This is a genomic window from uncultured Sulfitobacter sp. (assembly GCF_947500075.1).
Lineage (GTDB): Bacteria > Pseudomonadota > Alphaproteobacteria > Rhodobacterales > Rhodobacteraceae > Sulfitobacter.
On record NZ_CANMQS010000004.1, the window covers coordinates 97,091 to 116,253 of the forward strand.

A 19,163-nucleotide genomic window follows, 5' to 3' on the forward strand; every position below is an offset into this window, starting at 1 on the left:
CCGGCGTTCACCCGCGGGCCGGTGTGTCCTGACTGAAAACGTTGATCCAGCCCGCGCCATGCCGCTGCCAGATCGAGCTGACGTACATGGTTTCTGGCGCTGTCTGGCCGGTCCTGACGTAATCCGCCCTGTAGGAAAAGACGGCGAAATCCCTGCCCAAGGCCTTGACCCGAGCATCGGAAAGATCGAAGCGCGCGATGGTCGGACCGTCGGCAAGCTGCGCCACATGCGCGTCTTTTCCGGCAAAACCATCCGGGTAGACCCCCAGAAACCCCGCATCCAACGCGGCACTGTCCGCCTGCATATCACCCCGCACCAGCGCATCCCACACGCGCGTCTCGCAGGTGTGCAGTTCTGTCAGCAGATCGGTTTCAGAGGCTGTCATATGCGCAGACTGTACCAGTCTTTTTGAGGAATAAGGGGCGCGCAAGTCGCGCGCCCCTGACGTTTTTTCCGACCGGCGATCAGAAGATAAAATCGTCGTCAGCCAGTTCGGCGTTGGTGACACCAAACAGCGTAATCGTCATGCCCGCCCCGTCAGAGATAACCGAACTGAGGATGTCGCCATTGCCCATGTTCAGGGTTGTTTGGGACAGGTGGTTGGCTTGCAGGTCTGCAAAGTCGGTGATTGCGGTCACATCCCGAAGAACGATGTCTTCAAAAGCGTTGGTGTCGAAGTCGGTAATGAGGTCATTTCCGGAGGTGTCACGGAAAATGAACCGGTCAAAACCTGCTCCACCAATCAGGACATCATCGCCAAGGCCGCCATCCAGCCGGTCATTGCCATCCTCGCCAAGGACATTGTCAGACCCGCCGTGGCCGTCGATGGTGTCATTGCCACCGCGACCCCGAAGGAGGTTGTCTTTGCCGTTTCCAGTGATGTCGTCCGCACCGTCGCGTGAGCCTGAAATGTTCTCAATGCTGAAAAGCGCGTGAGTGAATGCGTTGCCACCCCACGTGCCTGTGGCGACATTCTGTGTCAGATCGACGGTAACCGGACCAACGTCGCTGCGGTCATACCGCACAAGGTCATTGCCACCACGACCAGCGACGAAATCATCGCCCTGACGCAGAATGAAACGGTCATCCTGATTGGAGCCAAAGATCTCATCATCGAAATCACTGCCGCGCAGCTCATTCACACGGCCATTGCCCGTGATCTCATCCAAGGCGATTCCAGCGGTCGCATCCGCGATGATCCCGAAGTAAAGGTTGGCGGAAATCCCTGCTGTTGCGTCGGAGTAATCCAGCCTCACGAAACCATCGCCTTCGACCCGGATCTCATCAGATCCCTCACCGGGACGGATGTTAACCCATCCTCTGTCCCCCGGATCAACCAGAAATAGGTCATTCGCGGAGGTGCCCTCAAAAGTGGCACCGCCGTCAAAGTTCACCTCATCAATCGCAATATAGCTGTTGATGCCGAGGAAATCCGTGAACCCGAAATTGCCTTGGCCAAAGTCGGTAACGATGGTCGCGAAATTCTCAACGCCATCAACCAGAACAAGGGCGCCGATCGCGGAAGTATCTAGGAAAACACCCAGAAAGCCCCCGCTGCTGTCGACTTGCCGTGCGTCAACTGTATCGTCTCCGAGACCAACGCGCACTTCGTCGTAAAACTGCTCACCCCGCAGGATGTACAGATCATCGCCCTCGCCCCCTTCAAGGTAATCTTCCCCGGTTCCTGCGATCAGCGTGTCATCCCCCAGACCACCAAACAACTGATCGTTGCCGCCGTTGCCATTCAGCACATCGTTGTTGTCATTGCCAATCAACGTGTCGTTGCCGCCAAGCCCGTTGAGGGTGTCCTGATCCGGACCGCCGGTCAGCGTGTTGTTTCCGGAATCGCCATTTTGCAACATGCCGCTGCCTCCTGAGTATCTGACGGATGTCAGAGTGAAAGAAAAACGCAGCAGGGACTGCCATGCTGCCAAGCATCAGCCCGTGAAAACCGGACAGGCCTTTGATCATGTCTGGATCAAGTGAACGGCGCTTTGCCGTGCAGTCGCTTCTTGTTCCCGGCTGTAAGGACGCCGCTTGGGAAGACTGAATGCCTCTCTCCCCGACGGATTGGAAAAAGGGCGCGCAAGTCGCGCGCCCTTTTCGTCATGATAGAAAGCTGGGTCAGAAGATGAAATCGTCCGCCGCAAGCTCTGCGTTCGTCACGCCATAAATCGTGATCGTCATACCCGCACCATCGGAGATGATGGAGCTCAACGCCTCCACGTCATTATGCGTCCGCAGCCCTTCGCTCAGGTGGTTGGTCTGAAGGTCCGTGAAATCCGTAATCGCGGTGACTTCCCGCAACACGATGTCCTCAAACGCATTGGTGTCAAAGTCACCAATGAAATCGTTGCCGGAATTATCCCGGAAGATGAACCGGTCAAAACCGCTGCCGCCTTCGAGGTAATCGTCGCCGATGCCGCCATCCAGCCGGTCATTGCCATCTTGGCCCAACACCACATCTGACCCGCCGTGGCCATCAATCGTGTCGTTGCCACCGCGCCCTTCAAGCTGGTTGTCCTTGCCGTTGCCGGTGATGTCATCGGCCCCGTCGCGGGACCCGCGGATGTTCTCGATGCTGAGCAGGGTATGGGTGAAGGCGTTGCCGCTCCATGTGCCGGTGGCCGTGTTCTGTGTCAGGTCAACGTCAATCGGACCGACATTGCTGCGGTCATAGCGGACCGTATCGGTGCCGCCGCGCCCGGCAACGAAATCATCGCCTTGGCGCAGAATGAAACGCTCATCCGCATCAGAACCAAAAATCTCATCATCGAAGTCACTGCCACGCAGCTCGCGCACGCCACCGCTGCCGGTGATCCGATCCAGCCCAAATCCCGGCGTTGCATCCGCAACGATCCCAAAATGGAGGTTTGCGAAAATGCCGGCGCTGGCGTCGGCATAGTCAAGCCTGACGGTCCCATTTCCCTCAATCCGAATTTCATCATCGCCCTCACCGGGACGAATGCTGACCCAGCCGCTGTCACCTGCATCTACAAGGAACAGGTCATCGCCAGACGTTCCGGTAAAGCCAGCGCCGCCATTGGTGTTGACTTCGTTAAACTCCATGTATCCGTTCAGACCAAGGATGTCGGTGAAGCCGAAATTGCCCGACCCCAGATCGCTCACGATGGCCGCGAAATTCTCAACGCCGTCGATCAGGAAAAGCGCGCTTTCGACAGAGGAATCGAGATCAACGCCCAAAAAGCCCCCGGATGAGCTGGCCTGCCGCGCATCGATGGTGTCGTCTCCAAGCCCGACACGAACGAAATCCTCAAACAGATCACCGCGCAGGATGTAAAGGTCATCGCCCTCACCGCCTTCTAGATAATCATTACCGGTTCCCGCAATCAGCGTGTCATTCCCCAGACCGCCAAAAAGCTCATCACTGCCGCCATTGCCATTCAGCACATCGTCATTGCCATTGCCAATCAGGGTGTCATTGCCGCCAAAGCCGTTAAGAGTGTCCTGATCGGCGCCGCCTGTCAGCGTGTTGTTTCCGGAATCGCCATTTTGCAACATATCGTTGTCTCCATTAATGTCTGACATCTGTCAGAGCTGTAAGAATGAGAACGTTACAGGCGTGGTCAAAACGCGAGGAAAGGGCCCGCGAAAACGGGAGACATCCTGAGCCTCAGATGATTGATCTAAATGGGGCCTGCTCGCCCTATGGTATTTTTATGCGTCGACATAAGAACGAAGGCGCAGAAAACTCAACGATTATTTCTCTAAAAATTGAAAAAGTAGATGAGCGAGTCGTTAAGGTCCCAGAGAACCGCGGGACGTCATGCCGCCTTGGTTTCCGCATCAACGGTCTGAGCAAGGGTTGCGACGATCTGATCGATCTCCTCCGGCGTGGAGGTGAAACAGGGCGCAAGCAGAACGTGATCGCCTGCGGCTCCATCCGCGCAGCCCTGCGAGGGGTAGCAGATCACGCCGGCCTCCATTGCCGCCTTCAACACCCGACCGGCCAGATTGCGCGCGGCATCGAAGGGGGCCTTGGTCGCGCGGTCCGCAACCATTTCCACGGTCCAGAACAATCCCCGCCCGCGAATGTCACCCACATGGGGATGATCCTGCAACGCATCGCGCAACCCGGTTTCCAGTTGCGCGCCAAGGCTGCACACATCGGCCAGCAGGTTGCGGTCGTCGATTTCCTTCATCACCGCCATGGCCCCTGCGGTGGCCACCGCATGTGACATGTAGGTATGCCCGTTCCACAGCTTGCCGCTGCCTGCCAGAATGGGCGCCATGACCTTCTCCGCCGCCATCACCGCCGCAATCGGCTGGTATCCGGCACCCAGCCCTTTTGCCATTGTGGTGATGTCTGCGGCAATTCCTTCCTGCTCCAGCGCAAACAGACTGCCCGTGCGCCCCATGCCGCACATCACCTCATCCGCGATATAGAGCACGCCGTAGGTGTCGCAGATCTCCCTGATCCGCTTGAAATACCCTGCCGGGGCGGGTTGCGATCCCAGCGACGCGCCGACCACAGGCTCCGCCACAAAGGCAGCGACAGTATCGGGGCCCAGCGTCAGGATGCGCTCCTCCAGCTGGTTGGCCATGCGCAGGGCGAAGGCGGCCTCGCTCTCCCCTGCGTGTTGAAAACGGTAGGCATAGGCGGCGTCGATGTGTTCAACATCCACCAACAGCGGCGCAAAGGGCGCACGGCGGCCCGCGTGGCCGCTGACGGCCAAAGCGCCCAGCGTGTTGCCATGATAGCTTGGCATCCGCGCGATGATCCGCGCGCGCTCCGGTTGGCCATTTTCCAGATGGTACTGCCGCGCCAGCTTCAGCGCCGCTTCCATCGCTTCCGACCCGCTGCCCAGATACATCACCCGACCTTCGCCGGTCCCCTCTGGCGCGCGGGCGATCAGGTAGTCGGCCAGATCCTCTGCCGGTTGGTTGGTGAACAGCCCCGTATGCGCAAAACTCAGCGTTTCCATCTGCCGGGCCACTGCGGCCCGCACCGCCTTGTTGTCATGGCCGAGGCTGGACACTGCCGCGCCACCGCAGGCGTCCAGATACCTCTTGCCGGTCGCATCAATAAGGAACGCCCCTTCGCCTTTGACAATCACGGGCTGATCTCCGGTCAAAACACGGCGCAGGACGTGGCTCATGGGTCATCTCCATCTGAGGTAGTACATTGCTCTGATCTTCTATTTTAGATCCTGCCAAAGCAGAAGGCACTGCCTCATTTTTTGGCAGTTATGCCCCCGTCCAGCCACATCTGCCCTTGACCCTCCCGGTGTTTGCGCAAACGCTGCGGGCAGAAATTCCAATTGGGGGAACGCTACATGACTTCACGACAGACCACATCCATCACCCGCCGCCACCTGCTGGGCTCTGCTGCCGCCCTTGCGGGTGCTGCTGCGATCCTGCCGAAACGCGCATGGGCCGCGGACCCGATCAAGGTTGCGGGCATCTATACCGTGCCGGTGGAACAGCAATGGGTCAGCCGCATCCACCTGGCCGCCGAGACGGCACAGACGCGGGGCGACATCGAATACACTTTCACCGAAAACACCGCCAACACCGATTACGCCCGCGTCATGCGCGAATACGCCGAAGCCGGTAACACATTGATCATCGGTGAGGTTTTTGGCGCGGAACAAGAGGCGCGTGAAGTCGCCGCCGAATATCCCAACGTGGCTTTCCTCATGGGCTCGTCGTTCAAGGAAGACCCCGCACTCCCCAACTTCTCCGTCTTTGACAACTACATTCAGGACGCGGCGTATCTGTCGGGCATCATCGCAGGCGCCATGACACAAACCGGCAACATCGGCATGGTCGGCGGCTTCCCCATCCCGGAAGTGAACCGCCTGATGCACGCCTTCATGGCTGGCGCGGCAGAGATGAAGCCGGATATTTCCTTCCAGGTCAGCTTCATTGGCTCGTGGTTCGATCCGCCCAAAGCCAAGGAAACCGCATTCGCGATGATCGAAAACGGCGCGGACCTGCTCTATGCCGAACGCTTCGGTGTGTCGGATGCCGCGAAGGAGAAAGGCATCCTCGCCATCGGCAACGTGATCGACACCCAAGCCGAATATCCCGACACGGTTGTGGCTTCCGCCATCTGGCACTTTGAACCGACATTGGATGCGGCGATTGCGGCCGTGCAGGCGGGCACATTCACCGCCAAGGACTACGGCGTTTACTCCTTCATGAAGGAAGGCGGCTGCTCCCTCGCGCCCCTCGGCACGTTTGAGGGCAAAGTGCCCGAAGCGGCGATGAAACTGGTGGAAGAGCGGACGGCGGCCATCATGGATGGCTCCTACGTCGTGACGATCAACGATGAAGAGCCGAAGTCCAGCTAAATGACCCATGAAGACGGGGCGCAGGTTGTTCTGCGCCTCGACACCATCACCAAACGCTTTGGCAATCTGGTGGCCAATGACGCCATCAGCTTCTCCCTGCATCAGGGCGAAGTGATTGCGCTGCTTGGGGAAAATGGCGCGGGCAAGACGACGCTGATGAACATCCTCTTCGGCCATTACACGGCGGATGAAGGATCGGTGGAGGTCTTTGGCAACACGCTCCCCCCCGGCACACCTGCCGCAGCGCTGAACGCGGGCGTCGGTATGGTGCACCAGCATTTCACGCTGGCCGACAACATGAGCGTGCTGGAGAATATCGTGCTGGGCACAGCGCCCCTGTGGCGGCTGGGTTTTGGCAAGGGTGCCGCGCGGCGCAAGATCGTGCAACTGGTGGCGGACTACGGTCTGGCGGTGGACCCCGATGCGATGGTCGGCAGCCTCACGGTGGGCGAACGGCAGCGGGTGGAGATCCTCAAGGCGCTCTACCGCGATGCGCGGATCCTGATCCTGGATGAACCCACCGCCGTGCTGACCCCGCAGGAAACCGATGATCTGTTTGCCACCATGCGCAAAGCCGTGGCGTTGGGCCTGTCTGTGATCTTCATCAGCCACAAATTGCATGAGGTCACGGCGATTTCCTCCCGCGTGGTGGTGCTGCGCCATGGCAAGCTGGTGGCAGAAGCCCGCACCGCAGATGTGGACCGCCACCAGATGGCGCAAATGATGGTTGGCGCCGAAGTCGCCCCACCGGACGTTTCTGACGCAACACCGGGTAAGGCATTGATCACGCTAAAAGATGTCTCAACACCGCCGCGCGGGCAGGCGCAAAAGTTGACAGCTGTCAACTTTGAGTTGTGCGCTGGCCAGATCACCGGATTGGCGGGCGTTTCGGGCAATGGACAAGCCGCGCTGGCGGACCTCATCGGCGGGCTGATCGCCCCCGCTTCGGGAACGTTGGACGTGGGCGACACCGCCCCGACAAACTGGTCCCCCCGCGCAGCCCTCGCCGCAGGTATCGCGCGCATCCCCGAAGACCGCCACAAGACCGGCACCATCGCGGATTTCGACCTGACCGAAAACGCCGTGCTAGAGCTTTACGCCAAGCCCCCTTTCAGCAATCGCGGCTGGATGGACTGGCGCGCCGCACGCGGCTTCACGCAAGAGGTGATCGCAGGCTATGACGTGCGCTGCCCCGGCCCGGAGACGCCCATTCGCCTGCTGTCCGGCGGGAACATGCAAAAGCTGATCCTCGGCCGGGTGCTGGAGACAGAGCCGCAGGTGATCCTCGCCAATCAACCCGTGCGCGGGCTGGACATCGGCGCGCTGACCTATGTGCACGAACAGCTGCTGGCCGCGCGGGATCGCGGGGCGGCGGTGTTGCTGATCTCCGAAGATCTGGATGAAATCATGCAACTGTCGGATGTGATCCATGTGATTTCCGAAGGGCGTCTCTCCCCCGGTTTTGCGCGCGGGACGAAGACCACCACCGAACTGGGCGTCTGGATGGCCGGTCACGGGTTTGAGGAGGGCGCAGATGCGGCTTGAACCCATCGCCAACCCGCCGCTCAGCCGCACCTTGGGCCTGCCCGCGCTGGCGATGGTGGCCACGGTCGTGGCCGCGTCACTGCTGGCGATGATCGCAGGCGCAAATCCATTTTCGGTGCTGGGCCTGATCATCAAAGGCGCGTTCGGATCGAAATTTGCCCTGCTGGAGACGCTGAACCGCGCGACCCCGCTGATCTTCACCGGACTGGCCGTGGCCGTCGCTTTCCGCGCCAAGCTGTGGAACATCGGGGCGGAGGCGCAGCTCTATGTCGGCGCGGTCGTGACGGTGGTGCTGGGCACGGGCGCTTTGGCATGGCCTGCCTTCGCACTGCTGCCTGCGATGGCGGTGGCGGCGATTTGTGCGGGTGCGCTGGTGCTGCTGGTCCCGACCTTTTTGAAAACCCGTTTCGGCGTGGATGAAGTTGTTACCACGCTCTTGTTGAACTTCGTCGTCCTGCTGTGGGTTTCGATGCTGCTGGAAGGCGCGCTGAAAGACCCGATGGGGCTGGGCTGGCCCAAATCCGCGCGTTTGATTGCAGAGGCCCGCCTGCCGCGCATCTTTGACGGGCTGCGGTTGCATTGGGGGTTTGCCTTGGCGCTGATCGCTGCGCTCGTCGTCTGGGTGATCCAGCGCCGCACGACGCTCGGCTATGAGATGCGCGCGGTGGGACTGAACGCGGAAGCCGCGAAATTCGCAGGCATCCCGGTGAACGCGGTGCTGATCAAAACCGCGTTGCTGTCCGGGGGCTTGGCGGCCCTTGCAGGCTTCTCCGAAGTGGCGGGGCTGAAAGGCAGCCTGACCTTGGATATCTCCCCCGGATTTGGCTACACGGGCATCATCGTGGCGATGCTGGCGCTTCTGAACCCGCTGGGCGTGGTGGTCGCGGCACTCTTTGTCGCGGGCATCTTTGTGGGGGCAGACAGCATGAGCCGCGCAGCAGGCGTGCCGACCTATCTGGCCGATATCATGCTGGCGCTGTCACTGCTCCTCATGGTGCTGGCGATCATGCTCACCAAGTTCCGAGTGAGGCGCGATTGATGGATATTATCGACATTCTCCTCTCCGCCAGTTTCTGGACCGCTGCGATCCGCATTGCGTCGCCCCTGATCTTTGCCGCGCTGGGCGAGCTGATCTGCGAGCGGGCAGGGGTGCTGAACCTCGGGATCGAAGGGATCATGGTGGTGGGCGCTTTCGCAGGTTGGATGGCGGTCTATCTGGGCGGCGGGCTGTGGTTTGGCGTGGCTGTGGCGATGGCATCGGGGATGCTGTTCGGGCTGCTGCACGGGACGCTGACAGTGCCGTTTGGGTTGAGCCAGCACGTGGTCGGCCTTGGCATCACGCTACTGGCCACATCGCTGACCTACTATTGCTACCGTCTGGCCCTGCCGGAGGTCACGTCGCCCCCAAAGATCGAAGCGTTTCAGCCTTATGAAATCCCGTTCCTTTCAGACCTGCCCCTGATCGGCCCGGCGCTGTTCTCCCAAACCCCGCTGACCTACCTCGCCTTTATCCTCGTGGGCGTGGTCAGCTTCACGCTGTACCGGACACCGCTGGGCCTCGCCCTGCGCGCGGCGGGCGAAAACCCTGCGGCGGTGGAGGCGCAGGGCCTCAGCGTCACCGCCATCCGGATGGGCGCGGTGATGGTCGGCAGCGGGTTGATGGCCGTAGGCGGGGCGTTCCTGACCATGAGCGCGTTCAATTCGTTCTTTTTCGAGATGGTGAACGGGCGGGGCTGGATCTGTATCGCACTGGTCGTCTTCGGATCGTGGATGCCGTGGAAAACGCTGTTGGGCGCGGTGCTGTTTGCGGCGTTTGATGCGCTGCAAATCCGGGTGCAGCAGACGCCGCTGGGCGCGGATGTACCGTACCAGATTTTCCTGATGGCACCTTATGTTCTGTCCATCCTTGCGCTGGTTGTGATGTCGCGGCGGGCGCAAGTCCCCGCTGCCCTCATGGTGCCTTTCAATAAAGGAGAACGCTGATGTTCGATCTCATCGTAAAAGGCGGCACGCTGCCCGATGGCACCACCACTGACATCGGCATCAAGGACGGCCTCATCGCCGCGATGGAGCCGCTGGACGCGCAAGCCGGGGAAATCATCGACGCCACCGGCGATCTGGTCAGCCCGCCGCTGGTCGATCCGCATTTCCATATGGACGCCACGATGAGCTACGGCATCCCGCGCATCAATGCCTCAGGCACTTTGCTGGAGGGGATTGGCCTGTGGGGTGAACTCAAAGAAGTGATGAAAGCCGATGAGGTCAAGGCCCGCGCGCTGACCTATTGTGACTGGGCGGCCTCATTGGGGCTGCTGGCGATCCGGTCCCATGTGGACACCTGCCACGACAGCCTGATGGGGGTGGAGGTGTTGCTGGAGGTGCAGAAGGAGGTTGCGGAGTACATCGACCTGCAACTCGTGGCCTTCCCGCAGGATGGCCTCTACCGGGATCCGACGGCATATGAGAACACGATCCGCGCGCTGGATATGGGCGTCGACGTGGTGGGTGGCATTCCGCATTTTGAACGCACGATGGCGGATGGCGCGCGGTCAGTGACCGCCCTGTGCGAGATCGCGGCGGAACGCGGCTTGATGGTCGACATGCACTGCGATGAAACCGACGACCCGATGTCGCGGCATATCGAAACACTGGCCTTTGAGACCACACGTCTGGGATTGCAGGGCCGGGTGGCGGGATCGCACCTGACCTCGATGCATTCGATGGACAACTACTATGTCTCCAAACTGCTGCCACTGATGGCGGAGGCCGAGGTGGCGGCGATCCCTAATCCGTTGATTAACATCGTTCTTCAGGGGCGGCATGATACCTATCCGAAACGCCGGGGCCTCACGCGGGTGAAGGAGATGCAGGCCCATGGCATCACCGTGGGCTGGGGTCAGGATTGCGTGCTGGACCCGTGGTATTCGCTGGGCACGGGCGACATGCTGGATGTGGCTTTCATGGGGATGCACGTGGCGCAGATGACCTCTCCGGCAGAGATGCAGCGGTGCTTTGACATGGTCACGACGGGGAATGCGCAGATCATGGGGTTGCAGGATTATGGGCTGCGGGTCGGCGCGAAGGCATCGATGGTGGTGCTGGATGCGGGCAGCGCGGTGGAGGCGCTGCGGCTCAGGCCGGATCGGTTGTGTGTGATTGCCAAGGGCAAGGTGATCGCGCGGCAGGCGCGCAATGAGGCGCAGTTGAGCCTGCCGGGGCGGCCTGCCTCGGTGCGGCGCAGGCACCGGGCGGGTTAGGCGGTCACGCGAACGGCTTTGCAGGCCATCTCAAACGCGCCTTGCAGGGCTGTGCCCAATGGCGGCGTCAGGGCGTGGGTGTAGGTGGGCGCAAGCCAGCTTTCGTATTTGGGGCCAAGGCCCCCGGCGAGGCTGAGCGTATCCCCTTCGGCAAACCCAAGCGCGTCCAGCCCGCTTTGGAGAAACCGCACGCCTTCCTGCATCAGACCAACCGCGATGGCATCGCCCGCCTCAGCCGCAGGAACGATGTCGAGCGCGAGTTTCGCATAATCCCCCGGCACCGCATCCGCGCCAAAGGCGATCACGCCGTGCAACCCGCCGTGCTGGTCCAGCATCGCGCGGCTGAGCGGGCTGTGAGGACGCATGGTGTCGTGGGCGAGCAAGACCTCCTCCAGCAACCGACGCCCCAGCCAGGCGCCTGCGGCTTGGTCCGACAGTTTGAACCCCCAGCCCGCGACATGGCGGATGGTGCCCTGCTGCTGACAGGCAATGATCGGCCCGGTGCCAAGGGCGAGGACATAGCCATCGGCTTCGCCCAAGGCGCCGATCACGGTGGTTTCGCGATCCGCCGTGGCGCTGGTCTGGCCGTAGGGCAGGGCCGCAGCAACGCGGTCCACAGCGGCTTGGGAGTTGGCCCCGGCCACGCCCACATGGGCGGTGATCTGGTCGAGCGGCGTTCCGTTGAGCCCCGCTGTCGCCAGGGCATCGGCCACAGCGTCGGTCATATTCGTGAGTGCCGCTTCATATCCCGTGGCGACATTGGCGGATTTTCCCGTGGCCTGCGCAAGGATGCCAGCCGCCAGCGTCCCGACAGCTGCACGGCAGCCGGTCCCGCCTCCGTCAACGGCCACGATGACCCTGTTTTGTGCTGCTGACATCCGTCTTCCTTGGCTCAAAGGGTGGACCGATCCAACCGCTTGCCGCGCATCCTACTTCATGGGCGGTGCAGTGCAACAGGACCAACCGGGTTGAAAACAGGATTAGTTAGCGCTAACAGTCATTGCAACAAAAGATGCACGTCCTCAACAAAAGGAAAAGCCTCATGTCCATCAAGATTGCAATCAACGGATTTGGCCGGATCGGGCGCTGCGTGCTGCGCGCGCTGCTGGAAGACGGCAGTACCGATATCGAGGTGGTGGCGATCAACGACCTGGCCCCGAACGAGACACTGCTGCATCTGCTCAAATACGACAGCGTGCATGGGCGTCTGACCACGGATGCGCGTGTGGAGGGGAATGTGATGCACGTCGGCCCCCACACCGCGCGGCTGACCGAAGAGCGCGATCCGACCAAGCTGCCCTGGGGCGATGTGGACATCGTGTACGAATGCACCGGCCATTTCACCGCGCGCGATGCGGCGGCGAAACATCTGGAGAACGGCAGCAAACGGGTTCTGATTTCCGCCCCCGGCAAAGGCGCGGACCGCACGGTGGTGTACGGCGTGAACCATGGAGACCTGACGGCGAAGGATGTGATCGTTTCCAACGCCTCCTGCACGACGAATTGTCTGGCGCCGCTGGCGATGGTGCTGGAGCAAACCTGCGGGATTGAAACCGGATACATGACCACGATCCACGCCTTCACAGGCGATCAGCCCAGCCATGACAGCGCGCACCGCGACCCGTATCGGGGCCGCGCGGCTTCGGCCTCCATGGTGCCCACATCCACGGGGGCGGCGGCGGCGATTTCACTGGTGCTGCCGGCACTGAAAGGCAAGCTGGAAGGTTCTGCCGTGCGGGTGCCGACGCTGAACGTGTCGATGGTGGACCTGAGCTTCATGCCTGCCCGCGCCACCTCCGTTGAAGCGGTGAATGCGGCGCTGAAAACGGCGTCAGAAGGTCCGCTGAAAGGCGTGTTGTCCTATGAACCCGATCCGATGGTGTCGATTGATTTCAACCATGATCCGCATTCGTCCTGCTTTGCCCCGGCGCAGACCAAGATGACTGATGGCGGCATGATGCGTGTGGTCAGCTGGTATGACAACGAATGGGGTTTTTCGTGCCGGATGAACGACACAGCCCGCGTGATGGCGGGATTGATGCGCTAACAGGCGTATCGTTTGTGCGGGCGTTGTGTCGGGATATTTTTGGCCAAAAAGAGAAGAGGCGTTGGTGGTGTGCCATCACCCGTTCCGAGGATGGGACGTGGCAGGCACCGGTTGAGAAGGGGGGCGGCCTGCCAGTGCGCGGGGTGCTAGGGTCTGTTGACATTCATAACAGTTCACCAGCGCGAGACAGATTTTGCCTCCAGTGCGCTGATTTGACCGCAGCGATGCGGGCCATCGGTAGGGCAAATCTGCGACGCTGAGGGCAAAATCTGCCGCGCCGCGAAGCGGTTTCGCCGAAATTGCCCAGGGCGTCGTCACGTGAGCTTGAAATAACCCGTTATTGCTGCGCTCCCGTTCCTAGACCTGAGCAATTTCGGACTGAAACTGGTGAATTGTTATGAATGTCAATAGACCCTAGAGCGAGGTCGCAGCGCGGCTGGCCTGGTCGTATTGCCCTGACATCGCCCGCAGGCTGGCGGCGATCTGGCGCAGTTCGGTGCCGCTGATGCCCATGTGGGACAGCCCGTCGAGGAAACAAGACTGGCGCACCTTGCGGTAGGCTGCACAAAGTGCTGCACCCTCGGCAGAGGTGCGGTAGAACACTTCCTTGCCGCGCCGTTCTGACGCCAGCAAGCCGGATTTCAGCAGCTTGCGCAGGGCGTAGTTGACCGTATGCGTGTCTTCGATGTTCAGCAGGAAACAGATGTCCCCCAGCCGTTTTTCGCGGCTGCGGCTGTTGGTGTTGTGCAGAACGAGGATTTCCAGTGCCGTCAGATCTGCATTGCCTGCCGCCGCCATGCAGCGCTGCATCCAGCGGTTGAAGGCATTGCAGGCGATGATCATGCCGTATTCGAGTTCAGAGGCTTCCCAGCCTTCCCCTTCGGCAAGGTGCCGGGAAGAGACGATCCGCCGCTCGGGCAGGGGTTTGTCGGGCGGGGTTTCTGTGGGATCGGCCATGTCTGCTCCGCTTTTCTGTGGATAAAACGCTAGTGATTTACCGTCAAATTGCAAGAATATTTGTCGGTATGTGCAGGGCGAGTGCGATTGCGGCGGAAGCTGGGCGGGGCGGAGATGTTGGGTGTGGTATCAATGAAACAGCACCTATACGGGAATTTATCAACATGTAGATGTTCGAGCCTGTTCCCTGCCTACATGTTGATTGCGCGCCTCAAGTTGCGACACATCTGTCAAGAGACGCCTGCAAGACATTGGAATCCAGCGATAAAGCGCTTCCCCCAATAGGGGTGTTTTGCTACTTTCGGGGTAATAAAAAAAGATTGAGGCAGTGGTACAGTTATGAAGACGGGCTTTAAGGGCACGTTTGTCATCAGCTGGTCGCAAACAGAAATCGACGGTCTTGATGCCGCACCGGTGCAGAACCTTTCCATAGGGGCGGCATGGGCGTGGCGGGGGGATGCCATCCGGGTAGATGGTCCGAGCGATGTGTTGCGGCTGGATCAGGCGGACGGTGCAGAAGAACTTCGCAAACGCGCAGCACGTATGGTGCACCGCTTGGTCGGCGCCGCCCTGGAAGGGGACAGGCCGCGGCCGTTCCTGCGCAAGGCGTCTGGTGATATCCCTTTGATGGACAACAGTTTTGTCGTCACCGATGGCAGCAAAAGCTATACCGTGACGCTGATCGAAGTCGGCGGTGGCAGCCAGCCTTTGCTGATGTTCCTTGATGCCATTCCGCCGCGCAACACCGACCTTTGGGTGGTGCATCACACGCTGGGCGTGGCGCCGAAGGATGACATGGCATCGGGTCAGGCGAGCGTGATTTGTTTCACCCCCGGCACACGGGTGCGCACGCCGCATGGGTTGTCGCTGATCGAGGATCTGCGCGAAGGCGATCTGGTGCAGACCAAGGACAACGGCGTGCAGCCGATCCGTTGGGTCGGCAGCAGACGGATGACCGGCGCGCGGCTGTTTGCGATGCCGCATTTGCGCCCCGTGCGCATTCAGGCGGGCGCGATGTGTGAGGACATGCCGGATCACGATCTGGTTGTCTCTCCCGACCACCGGATGTTGTTCAAGGGGGCTGCCGCGCAGGACCTGTTCAACACGCCGGAGGTTTTGGTGGCGGCGAAGGATATGATCAACGGGACTTCGATCACGGTGGATCTGAAGATGCGGGAGGTGACCTATGTGCACTTGCTGCTGGATCACCATCAGGTGCTGTGGGCCAATGGGATGGAGACGGAGAGCTTCCACCCGGCGTCGGCGTCTTTGAGTGCGCTGGACGATGCGGACCGCGCGCAGCTTTTGGCGGCGCATCCGGAGGTGGCCTATGATCCGCATACCTACGGGAGCTATGCGCGGCGGAACCTGTCGACGTCAGAGGCGGCGATTTTGCAGCATGCGGCTTGAGGGGGGGGGGGTCTCCCAGGCGAGCCTCACACCCCGCCGTGCATTAATGTGGCCGCTACAACAGTAGCGGTCAAAACGGGTGCGATTTCATAGCACGTCTTGTCAGAGTTTGCTTCAGCTCGGTTGTCGCGGCTGCGCGGGAACGGATAGCCAGTACTGTTGTTGGTCAAGTTCACAGGGTTTCTGGCTTTGGGAAGTCTCTAGTCAAAATGACGTGCTCAGACGACTGTCGGCCGAAATTGGATTGCCGGGTTGCTACCGGTAGTCACTATTTGTGATCAGGTTCACAATTGCTGGGCGTGCTCTGATCTAGGCTCAGTTTAAGGACCGGCACTTTAAGACATTGCCGATACCGCAGAATGCACTCCTGGGGTAGAGATCTTGAGCATACTATTGTAAGGTTGTTTTGGGGGTCCCTGAATCTCCCAATGGTAGATCGCCGTATTTTTGCCGCTTTGCAATGCTTTACGTCGTAAAACCTGAAGTTAACCCTATTTGAGCGAGTGTTTGATGCGAAAGAAATTGTACCTTTTCAGTGCCGTTGCCATGCTTTCCTATTCGGGCTGGACCACCGCCGTACTGGCCGCTCAAGAGCGGTTTGAGTGCACGCTGACGCAGCGTTCAAATCGAGGACCGGTGCCAGAAGTGATTGATGTGATTGTCGATAGATCGCGAAACACTGTGCAGGTACAGGATGTATTCACAAGGCAATTGTTCCCAGAGCCGATCTACGCAACGATTACCACGGCGAGCCCCCAGAAAATCTCTGTGCGTTGGAAGTTGACAGGACTGTCGTATAAGGGATCGGAGACGGCCATCACAGGCGGTATTGTCGATTATAAGCTCAGCATCCGGCTCGATACTTTGAGCGCCAGCCTCTCAGGGGTCTCACGGGAGTATTACTCTCGGGTGTTTGGTGAGGGCCGCTGTGGCCGTGTCAATTAGCAAGCGAAGTGGTATCACGGAGTTGAGTAGCCCCCTCAACTCTCCCCCGCACTCCCAATCAACGCCTTAATAATCGCCACAGCACTCTCGCTGTGCCAATTGGCGTCCCCCCGCATCCGCGCGATCTCCTGACCTTCGGGATCAATAATCACCGTAATCGGCAGGCCAAAGACCCCCATCTGGCTGGCCAGGGTCTGTTTGGGGTCCTGATGGCGGGGCAGGCTGTCGACGCCTGCTTCGGCGAAGAACTTCTTGATGCCTTCGGGGGAATTGCGGCCTGATGCGATGGTCACGACCTGAAAGTCATCGCCGCCCAGCTCTTTTTGCAGGGCGTTCAGCTCAGGCATTTCCTTGCGGCAGGGCGCGCACCATGTGGCCCAGAAGTTCAGCAGCACCCATTGGCCGCGGTAGTCTTCCAGCGTGCCTTTGCCTGCGCCATCGGCCAGATCAAAAGCTGCGTTGGACGTGGCCACGGGTGTGTCATGCACCACCAGTTTTTTCATGTCGCCTGTCCGTAGGCTGAGGATGTCCGCGCCCCCGGCAAAGGCAGGGTTTGCACCCACGAGAAGGGCCGTATACACGAAGGCCAGCAGCAGTTTTTTCATTCTTTCCTCCGAAGGCAGCACGATGAGCGACAAAGACGCAAACAAGATGTGGGGCGGCCGGTTCGCCGCCGGACCCGATGCGATCATGGAGGCAATTAATGCCTCCATCGGGTTCGACAAGCGTATGGCTGCACAAGACATTGCAGGTTCACGCGCCCATGCCGCCATGCTTGCGGCCACGGGCATCGTTGAGGGTAGCGATGCGGATGCGATGAGGGAAGGCTTGCTCACGATCTTGTCAGAGATTGAAGGGGGCGATTTTGCCTTCTCGACCGCGCTCGAAGACATCCACATGAACGTGGAGGCGCGGCTGAAGGATTTGATCGGGGAGCCTGCGGGGCGTTTGCACACCGCGCGGAGCCGCAATGATCAGGTGGCGACGGATTTCAAACTCTGGGTGCGCGATCAGCTGGATGCGTTTGACAGCGGCTTGCTGGCGTTGATCAAGGCGCTCATCAGGCAGGCGGAGGCCGGGGCCGATTGGGTCATGCCGGGGTTCACCCATTTGCAGACGGCGCAGCCCGTCACATGGGGGCATCACATGATGGCCTATGTGGAGATGTTCGGGCGGGACCTGAGCCGCGTGCGGGATGCGCGGGTGCGGATGAACGAAAGCCCCCTGGGGGCGGCGGCGCTGGCGGGCACATCTTTCCCGATTGATCGGGAGATGACCGCGAAGGCGCTGGGATTTGACCGGCCGACGGCGAATTCTCTGGATGCGGTGAGCGACCGGGATTTTGCGTTGGAGTTCCTGTCCTGCGCCAGCATTTGCGCCATGCACCTGAGCCGTTTTGCGGAGGAGTTGGTGATCTGGTCGTCGGCGCAGTTCCGGTTTGTGGTGCTGTCGGATCGGTTCTCTACAGGTTCCAGCATCATGCCGCAGAAGAAGAACCCGGATGCGGCGGAACTGATCCGGGCGAAGGTCGGGCGCATCTTTGGCGCGCAGACAGCGTTGATGATGGTGATGAAGGGGCTGCCGCTGACCTATTCCAAGGACATGCAGGAAGACAAGGAACAGGTCTTTGACGCCGCTGACAACCTGATGCTGGCGTTGGCGGCGATGGAGGGCATGGTGCGGGACATGAATGCCAACCGCGAAAGCCTTGCCGCTGCGGCGGGGAGCGGTTTTTCGACGGCCACGGACCTTGCCGATTGGCTGGTGCGGGTGCTGGGTCTGCCGTTCCGCGATGCGCATCACATCACGGGCAGCCTTGTGGGCATGGCGGAGAAGGCGGGCTGTGACCTGCCGGATCTGACGCTCGCAGATATGCAGCAGGTGCATAGCGGGATTACGGCGGATGTATTTGGTGTGCTGGGTGTGGAAAACTCGGTAAACTCACGTATGTCATATGGAGGTACCGCACCGGAACAGGTGCGCCGCCAGATCGCACGCTGGAAGGAGATTTTGGGATGAAAACGCTTGTCGCGCTGATGGCGCTGACCGCCCTTGTCGCCTGCGGTGCGGATGGGGAGCCTACACAGCCCACCATGAACAGCACGATCACGCTGTCCAACCACGGCATTGATGGGCAAACGAACGTGGCGGTGCGCCGTGGGCCTGTCACCTTTGGTCTAGGAGTTGGATTGTGAAAAAACTGGTACTCTTCGCAGGTTTGCTCATCGCGCTTGGCGCCTGTGGCGGACCGCCGCCGGATCAGGATGAGCGGGTTCATCTGCGCCATGGCAAAGTTGGGTCTGACCCCGGCGTGAGCATTCACGGCGATATCCGGGTTGGTGTTGTGAGCAACCTCTAGGCATGTCCCCGCTGCGCCTGATCTTCCTCGCCCTTGCGATCTGGGGCGCGATCCATCCGATGTATTACTTCATCCGTTGGTTCAATGAGAACGGCTATGACATCATGGCGATGGTTGACGCGTGGCATGTGAATGCGGCAGGCAGTGGTTTGGTCTGGGATCTGACCATTGCCGCCGTTACGCTGACTGTCTGGATCATCGCAGAGGTGGCCAGGCGCCGGAACTGGATCGGTTTGATCGCCATTCCTGCGACGTTTTGCATCGGGGTGTCTTGTGGCTTGCCGCTGTACCTCTTTCTGAGGTCAGCGCCAGGTCGGTAGTCTGGC

General features: G+C 60.4%; 19 protein-coding genes. 12 read left to right on the forward strand and 7 right to left on the reverse strand.

Going from position 1 to position 19,163, the window contains the following annotated elements; translation table 11 throughout:
- Positions 1 to 7 precede the first annotated feature (7 nt).
- The 4 genes from Q1A91_RS13330 to Q1A91_RS13345 form a co-directional block, all read right to left on the reverse strand.
- Positions 8 to 385, reverse strand: coding sequence for a nuclear transport factor 2 family protein (locus tag Q1A91_RS13330; protein WP_299878080.1), 378 nt, complete (start codon positions 383 to 385; stop codon positions 8 to 10).
- Between the two features lie 79 nt (positions 386 to 464).
- On the reverse strand, positions 465 to 1,862 hold the full coding sequence (locus tag Q1A91_RS13335) for a calcium-binding protein (protein ID WP_299878083.1): 1,398 nt from the start codon (positions 1,860 to 1,862) through the stop codon (positions 465 to 467).
- A 262-nt stretch (positions 1,863 to 2,124) separates the two neighbouring features.
- Positions 2,125 to 3,549, reverse strand: coding sequence for a calcium-binding protein (locus tag Q1A91_RS13340; protein WP_299878086.1), 1,425 nt, complete (start codon positions 3,547 to 3,549; stop codon positions 2,125 to 2,127).
- 236 nt (positions 3,550 to 3,785) lie between these two features.
- Positions 3,786 to 5,120, reverse strand: a complete 1,335-nt coding sequence (locus Q1A91_RS13345; RefSeq protein ID WP_299878089.1) for an aspartate aminotransferase family protein — start codon at positions 5,118 to 5,120, stop codon at positions 3,786 to 3,788.
- Between the two features lie 177 nt (positions 5,121 to 5,297).
- Here Q1A91_RS13345 and Q1A91_RS13350 point away from each other — a divergent pair, with 177 nt between their 5' ends.
- From Q1A91_RS13350 to Q1A91_RS13370, 5 genes are read left to right on the forward strand one after another with little or no spacing between them, the layout of a single operon-like run.
- On the forward strand, positions 5,298 to 6,317 hold the full coding sequence (locus Q1A91_RS13350) for a BMP family protein (protein ID WP_299878092.1): 1,020 nt from the start codon (positions 5,298 to 5,300) through the stop codon (positions 6,315 to 6,317).
- Positions 6,318 to 7,862 carry an ABC transporter ATP-binding protein gene (locus tag Q1A91_RS13355; RefSeq protein WP_299878095.1) on the forward strand — a complete coding sequence of 515 codons (1,545 nt, stop codon included), beginning with the start codon at positions 6,318 to 6,320 and terminating at the stop codon, positions 7,860 to 7,862.
- Complete coding sequence (locus Q1A91_RS13360; RefSeq protein WP_299878098.1) at positions 7,852 to 8,901, forward strand: ABC transporter permease; 1,050 nt, start codon at positions 7,852 to 7,854, stop codon at positions 8,899 to 8,901. The genes Q1A91_RS13355 and Q1A91_RS13360 overlap by 11 nt, the downstream gene beginning before the upstream one ends.
- Positions 8,901 to 9,845, forward strand: coding sequence for an ABC transporter permease (locus Q1A91_RS13365; RefSeq protein ID WP_299878100.1), 945 nt, complete (start codon positions 8,901 to 8,903; stop codon positions 9,843 to 9,845). Before Q1A91_RS13360 ends, Q1A91_RS13365 begins: the two co-directional genes overlap by 1 nt.
- Positions 9,845 to 11,119, forward strand: a complete 1,275-nt coding sequence (locus tag Q1A91_RS13370) for an amidohydrolase family protein (RefSeq protein WP_299878103.1) — start codon at positions 9,845 to 9,847, stop codon at positions 11,117 to 11,119. Before Q1A91_RS13365 ends, Q1A91_RS13370 begins: the two co-directional genes overlap by 1 nt.
- Here the strand turns inward: Q1A91_RS13370 and Q1A91_RS13375 are convergent.
- Positions 11,116 to 11,997 carry a BadF/BadG/BcrA/BcrD ATPase family protein gene (locus Q1A91_RS13375; RefSeq protein WP_299878106.1) on the reverse strand — a complete coding sequence of 294 codons (882 nt, stop codon included), beginning with the start codon at positions 11,995 to 11,997 and terminating at the stop codon, positions 11,116 to 11,118. The genes Q1A91_RS13370 and Q1A91_RS13375 overlap by 4 nt on opposite strands.
- Positions 11,998 to 12,161: 164 nt before the next feature.
- Here Q1A91_RS13375 and gap point away from each other — a divergent pair, with 164 nt between their 5' ends.
- A complete protein-coding gene (gene gap / locus Q1A91_RS13380) occupies positions 12,162 to 13,166 on the forward strand; it encodes a type I glyceraldehyde-3-phosphate dehydrogenase (RefSeq protein ID WP_299878109.1) in 1,005 nt (334 codons plus the stop codon).
- A 414-nt stretch (positions 13,167 to 13,580) separates the two neighbouring features.
- Here the strand turns inward: gap and Q1A91_RS13385 are convergent, their stop codons facing one another.
- Positions 13,581 to 14,123, reverse strand: a complete 543-nt coding sequence (locus tag Q1A91_RS13385; protein ID WP_299878112.1) for a winged helix DNA-binding protein — start codon at positions 14,121 to 14,123, stop codon at positions 13,581 to 13,583.
- 339 nt (positions 14,124 to 14,462) lie between these two features.
- Here Q1A91_RS13385 and Q1A91_RS13390 point away from each other — a divergent pair, with 339 nt between their 5' ends.
- Both Q1A91_RS13390 and Q1A91_RS13395 read left to right on the forward strand, forming a co-directional pair.
- Positions 14,463 to 15,533, forward strand: a complete 1,071-nt coding sequence (locus Q1A91_RS13390) for a Hint domain-containing protein (protein WP_299878115.1) — start codon at positions 14,463 to 14,465, stop codon at positions 15,531 to 15,533.
- A gap of 546 nt (positions 15,534 to 16,079) precedes the next feature.
- Positions 16,080 to 16,478 (forward strand): hypothetical protein, encoded by a 399-nt coding sequence (locus Q1A91_RS13395; RefSeq protein WP_299878118.1) that lies wholly within the window; start codon positions 16,080 to 16,082, stop codon positions 16,476 to 16,478.
- A gap of 35 nt (positions 16,479 to 16,513) precedes the next feature.
- Here the strand turns inward: Q1A91_RS13395 and Q1A91_RS13400 are convergent, their stop codons facing one another.
- Entirely contained in the window at positions 16,514 to 17,083 is a 570-nt protein-coding gene (locus Q1A91_RS13400; protein WP_299878121.1) for a TlpA disulfide reductase family protein, read from the reverse strand.
- Positions 17,084 to 17,105: 22 nt separating this feature from the next.
- On the opposite strand from Q1A91_RS13400, the gene argH reads away from it, so the two are divergent.
- The 4 genes from argH to Q1A91_RS13420 are packed head-to-tail and all read left to right on the forward strand — an operon-like array spanning position 17,106 to position 19,157.
- On the forward strand, positions 17,106 to 18,497 hold the full coding sequence (argH, locus tag Q1A91_RS13405) for an argininosuccinate lyase (RefSeq protein ID WP_299878124.1): 1,392 nt from the start codon (positions 17,106 to 17,108) through the stop codon (positions 18,495 to 18,497).
- Entirely contained in the window at positions 18,494 to 18,673 is a 180-nt protein-coding gene (locus Q1A91_RS13410; protein WP_299878127.1) for a hypothetical protein, read from the forward strand. The genes argH and Q1A91_RS13410 overlap by 4 nt, the downstream gene beginning before the upstream one ends.
- On the forward strand, positions 18,670 to 18,837 hold the full coding sequence (locus Q1A91_RS13415; protein ID WP_299878130.1) for a hypothetical protein: 168 nt from the start codon (positions 18,670 to 18,672) through the stop codon (positions 18,835 to 18,837). The genes Q1A91_RS13410 and Q1A91_RS13415 overlap by 4 nt, the downstream gene beginning before the upstream one ends.
- Positions 18,838 to 18,839: 2 nt before the next feature.
- Positions 18,840 to 19,157, forward strand: a complete 318-nt coding sequence (locus Q1A91_RS13420) for a DUF2834 domain-containing protein (protein WP_299878133.1) — start codon at positions 18,840 to 18,842, stop codon at positions 19,155 to 19,157.
- The last annotated feature ends 6 nt before the right edge of the window (positions 19,158 to 19,163 follow it).

Excerpts from the sequence above, each read along its gene's own strand:
- Q1A91_RS13340 (WP_299878086.1), bottom strand. The coding sequence starts at position 3,549 with ATGTCAGACATTAATGGAGACAACGATATGTTGCAAAATGGCGATTCC.
- Q1A91_RS13335 (WP_299878083.1), bottom strand. The coding sequence starts at position 1,862 with ATGTTGCAAAATGGCGATTCCGGAAACAACACGCTGACCGGCGGTCCG.
- Q1A91_RS13385 (WP_299878112.1), bottom strand. The coding sequence starts at position 14,123 with ATGGCCGATCCCACAGAAACCCCGCCCGACAAACCCCTGCCCGAGCGG.
- Q1A91_RS13330 (WP_299878080.1), bottom strand. The coding sequence starts at position 385 with ATGACAGCCTCTGAAACCGATCTGCTGACAGAACTGCACACCTGCGAG.
- Q1A91_RS13410 (WP_299878127.1), top strand. The coding sequence starts at position 18,494 with ATGAAAACGCTTGTCGCGCTGATGGCGCTGACCGCCCTTGTCGCCTGC.
- Q1A91_RS13365 (WP_299878100.1), top strand. The coding sequence starts at position 8,901 with ATGGATATTATCGACATTCTCCTCTCCGCCAGTTTCTGGACCGCTGCG.
- Q1A91_RS13360 (WP_299878098.1), top strand. The coding sequence starts at position 7,852 with ATGCGGCTTGAACCCATCGCCAACCCGCCGCTCAGCCGCACCTTGGGC.
- Q1A91_RS13395 (WP_299878118.1), top strand. The coding sequence starts at position 16,080 with ATGCTTTCCTATTCGGGCTGGACCACCGCCGTACTGGCCGCTCAAGAG.
- Q1A91_RS13370 (WP_299878103.1), top strand. The coding sequence starts at position 9,845 with ATGTTCGATCTCATCGTAAAAGGCGGCACGCTGCCCGATGGCACCACC.
- Q1A91_RS13350 (WP_299878092.1), top strand. The coding sequence starts at position 5,298 with ATGACTTCACGACAGACCACATCCATCACCCGCCGCCACCTGCTGGGC.
- Q1A91_RS13390 (WP_299878115.1), top strand. The coding sequence starts at position 14,463 with ATGAAGACGGGCTTTAAGGGCACGTTTGTCATCAGCTGGTCGCAAACA.
- Q1A91_RS13375 (WP_299878106.1), bottom strand. The coding sequence starts at position 11,997 with ATGTCAGCAGCACAAAACAGGGTCATCGTGGCCGTTGACGGAGGCGGG.
- Q1A91_RS13355 (WP_299878095.1), top strand. The coding sequence starts at position 6,318 with ATGACCCATGAAGACGGGGCGCAGGTTGTTCTGCGCCTCGACACCATC.
- Q1A91_RS13420 (WP_299878133.1), top strand. The coding sequence starts at position 18,840 with ATGTCCCCGCTGCGCCTGATCTTCCTCGCCCTTGCGATCTGGGGCGCG.
- argH (WP_299878124.1), top strand. The coding sequence starts at position 17,106 with ATGAGCGACAAAGACGCAAACAAGATGTGGGGCGGCCGGTTCGCCGCC.
- Q1A91_RS13400 (WP_299878121.1), bottom strand. The coding sequence starts at position 17,083 with ATGAAAAAACTGCTGCTGGCCTTCGTGTATACGGCCCTTCTCGTGGGT.
- gap (WP_299878109.1), top strand. The coding sequence starts at position 12,162 with ATGTCCATCAAGATTGCAATCAACGGATTTGGCCGGATCGGGCGCTGC.
- Q1A91_RS13345 (WP_299878089.1), bottom strand. The coding sequence starts at position 5,120 with ATGAGCCACGTCCTGCGCCGTGTTTTGACCGGAGATCAGCCCGTGATT.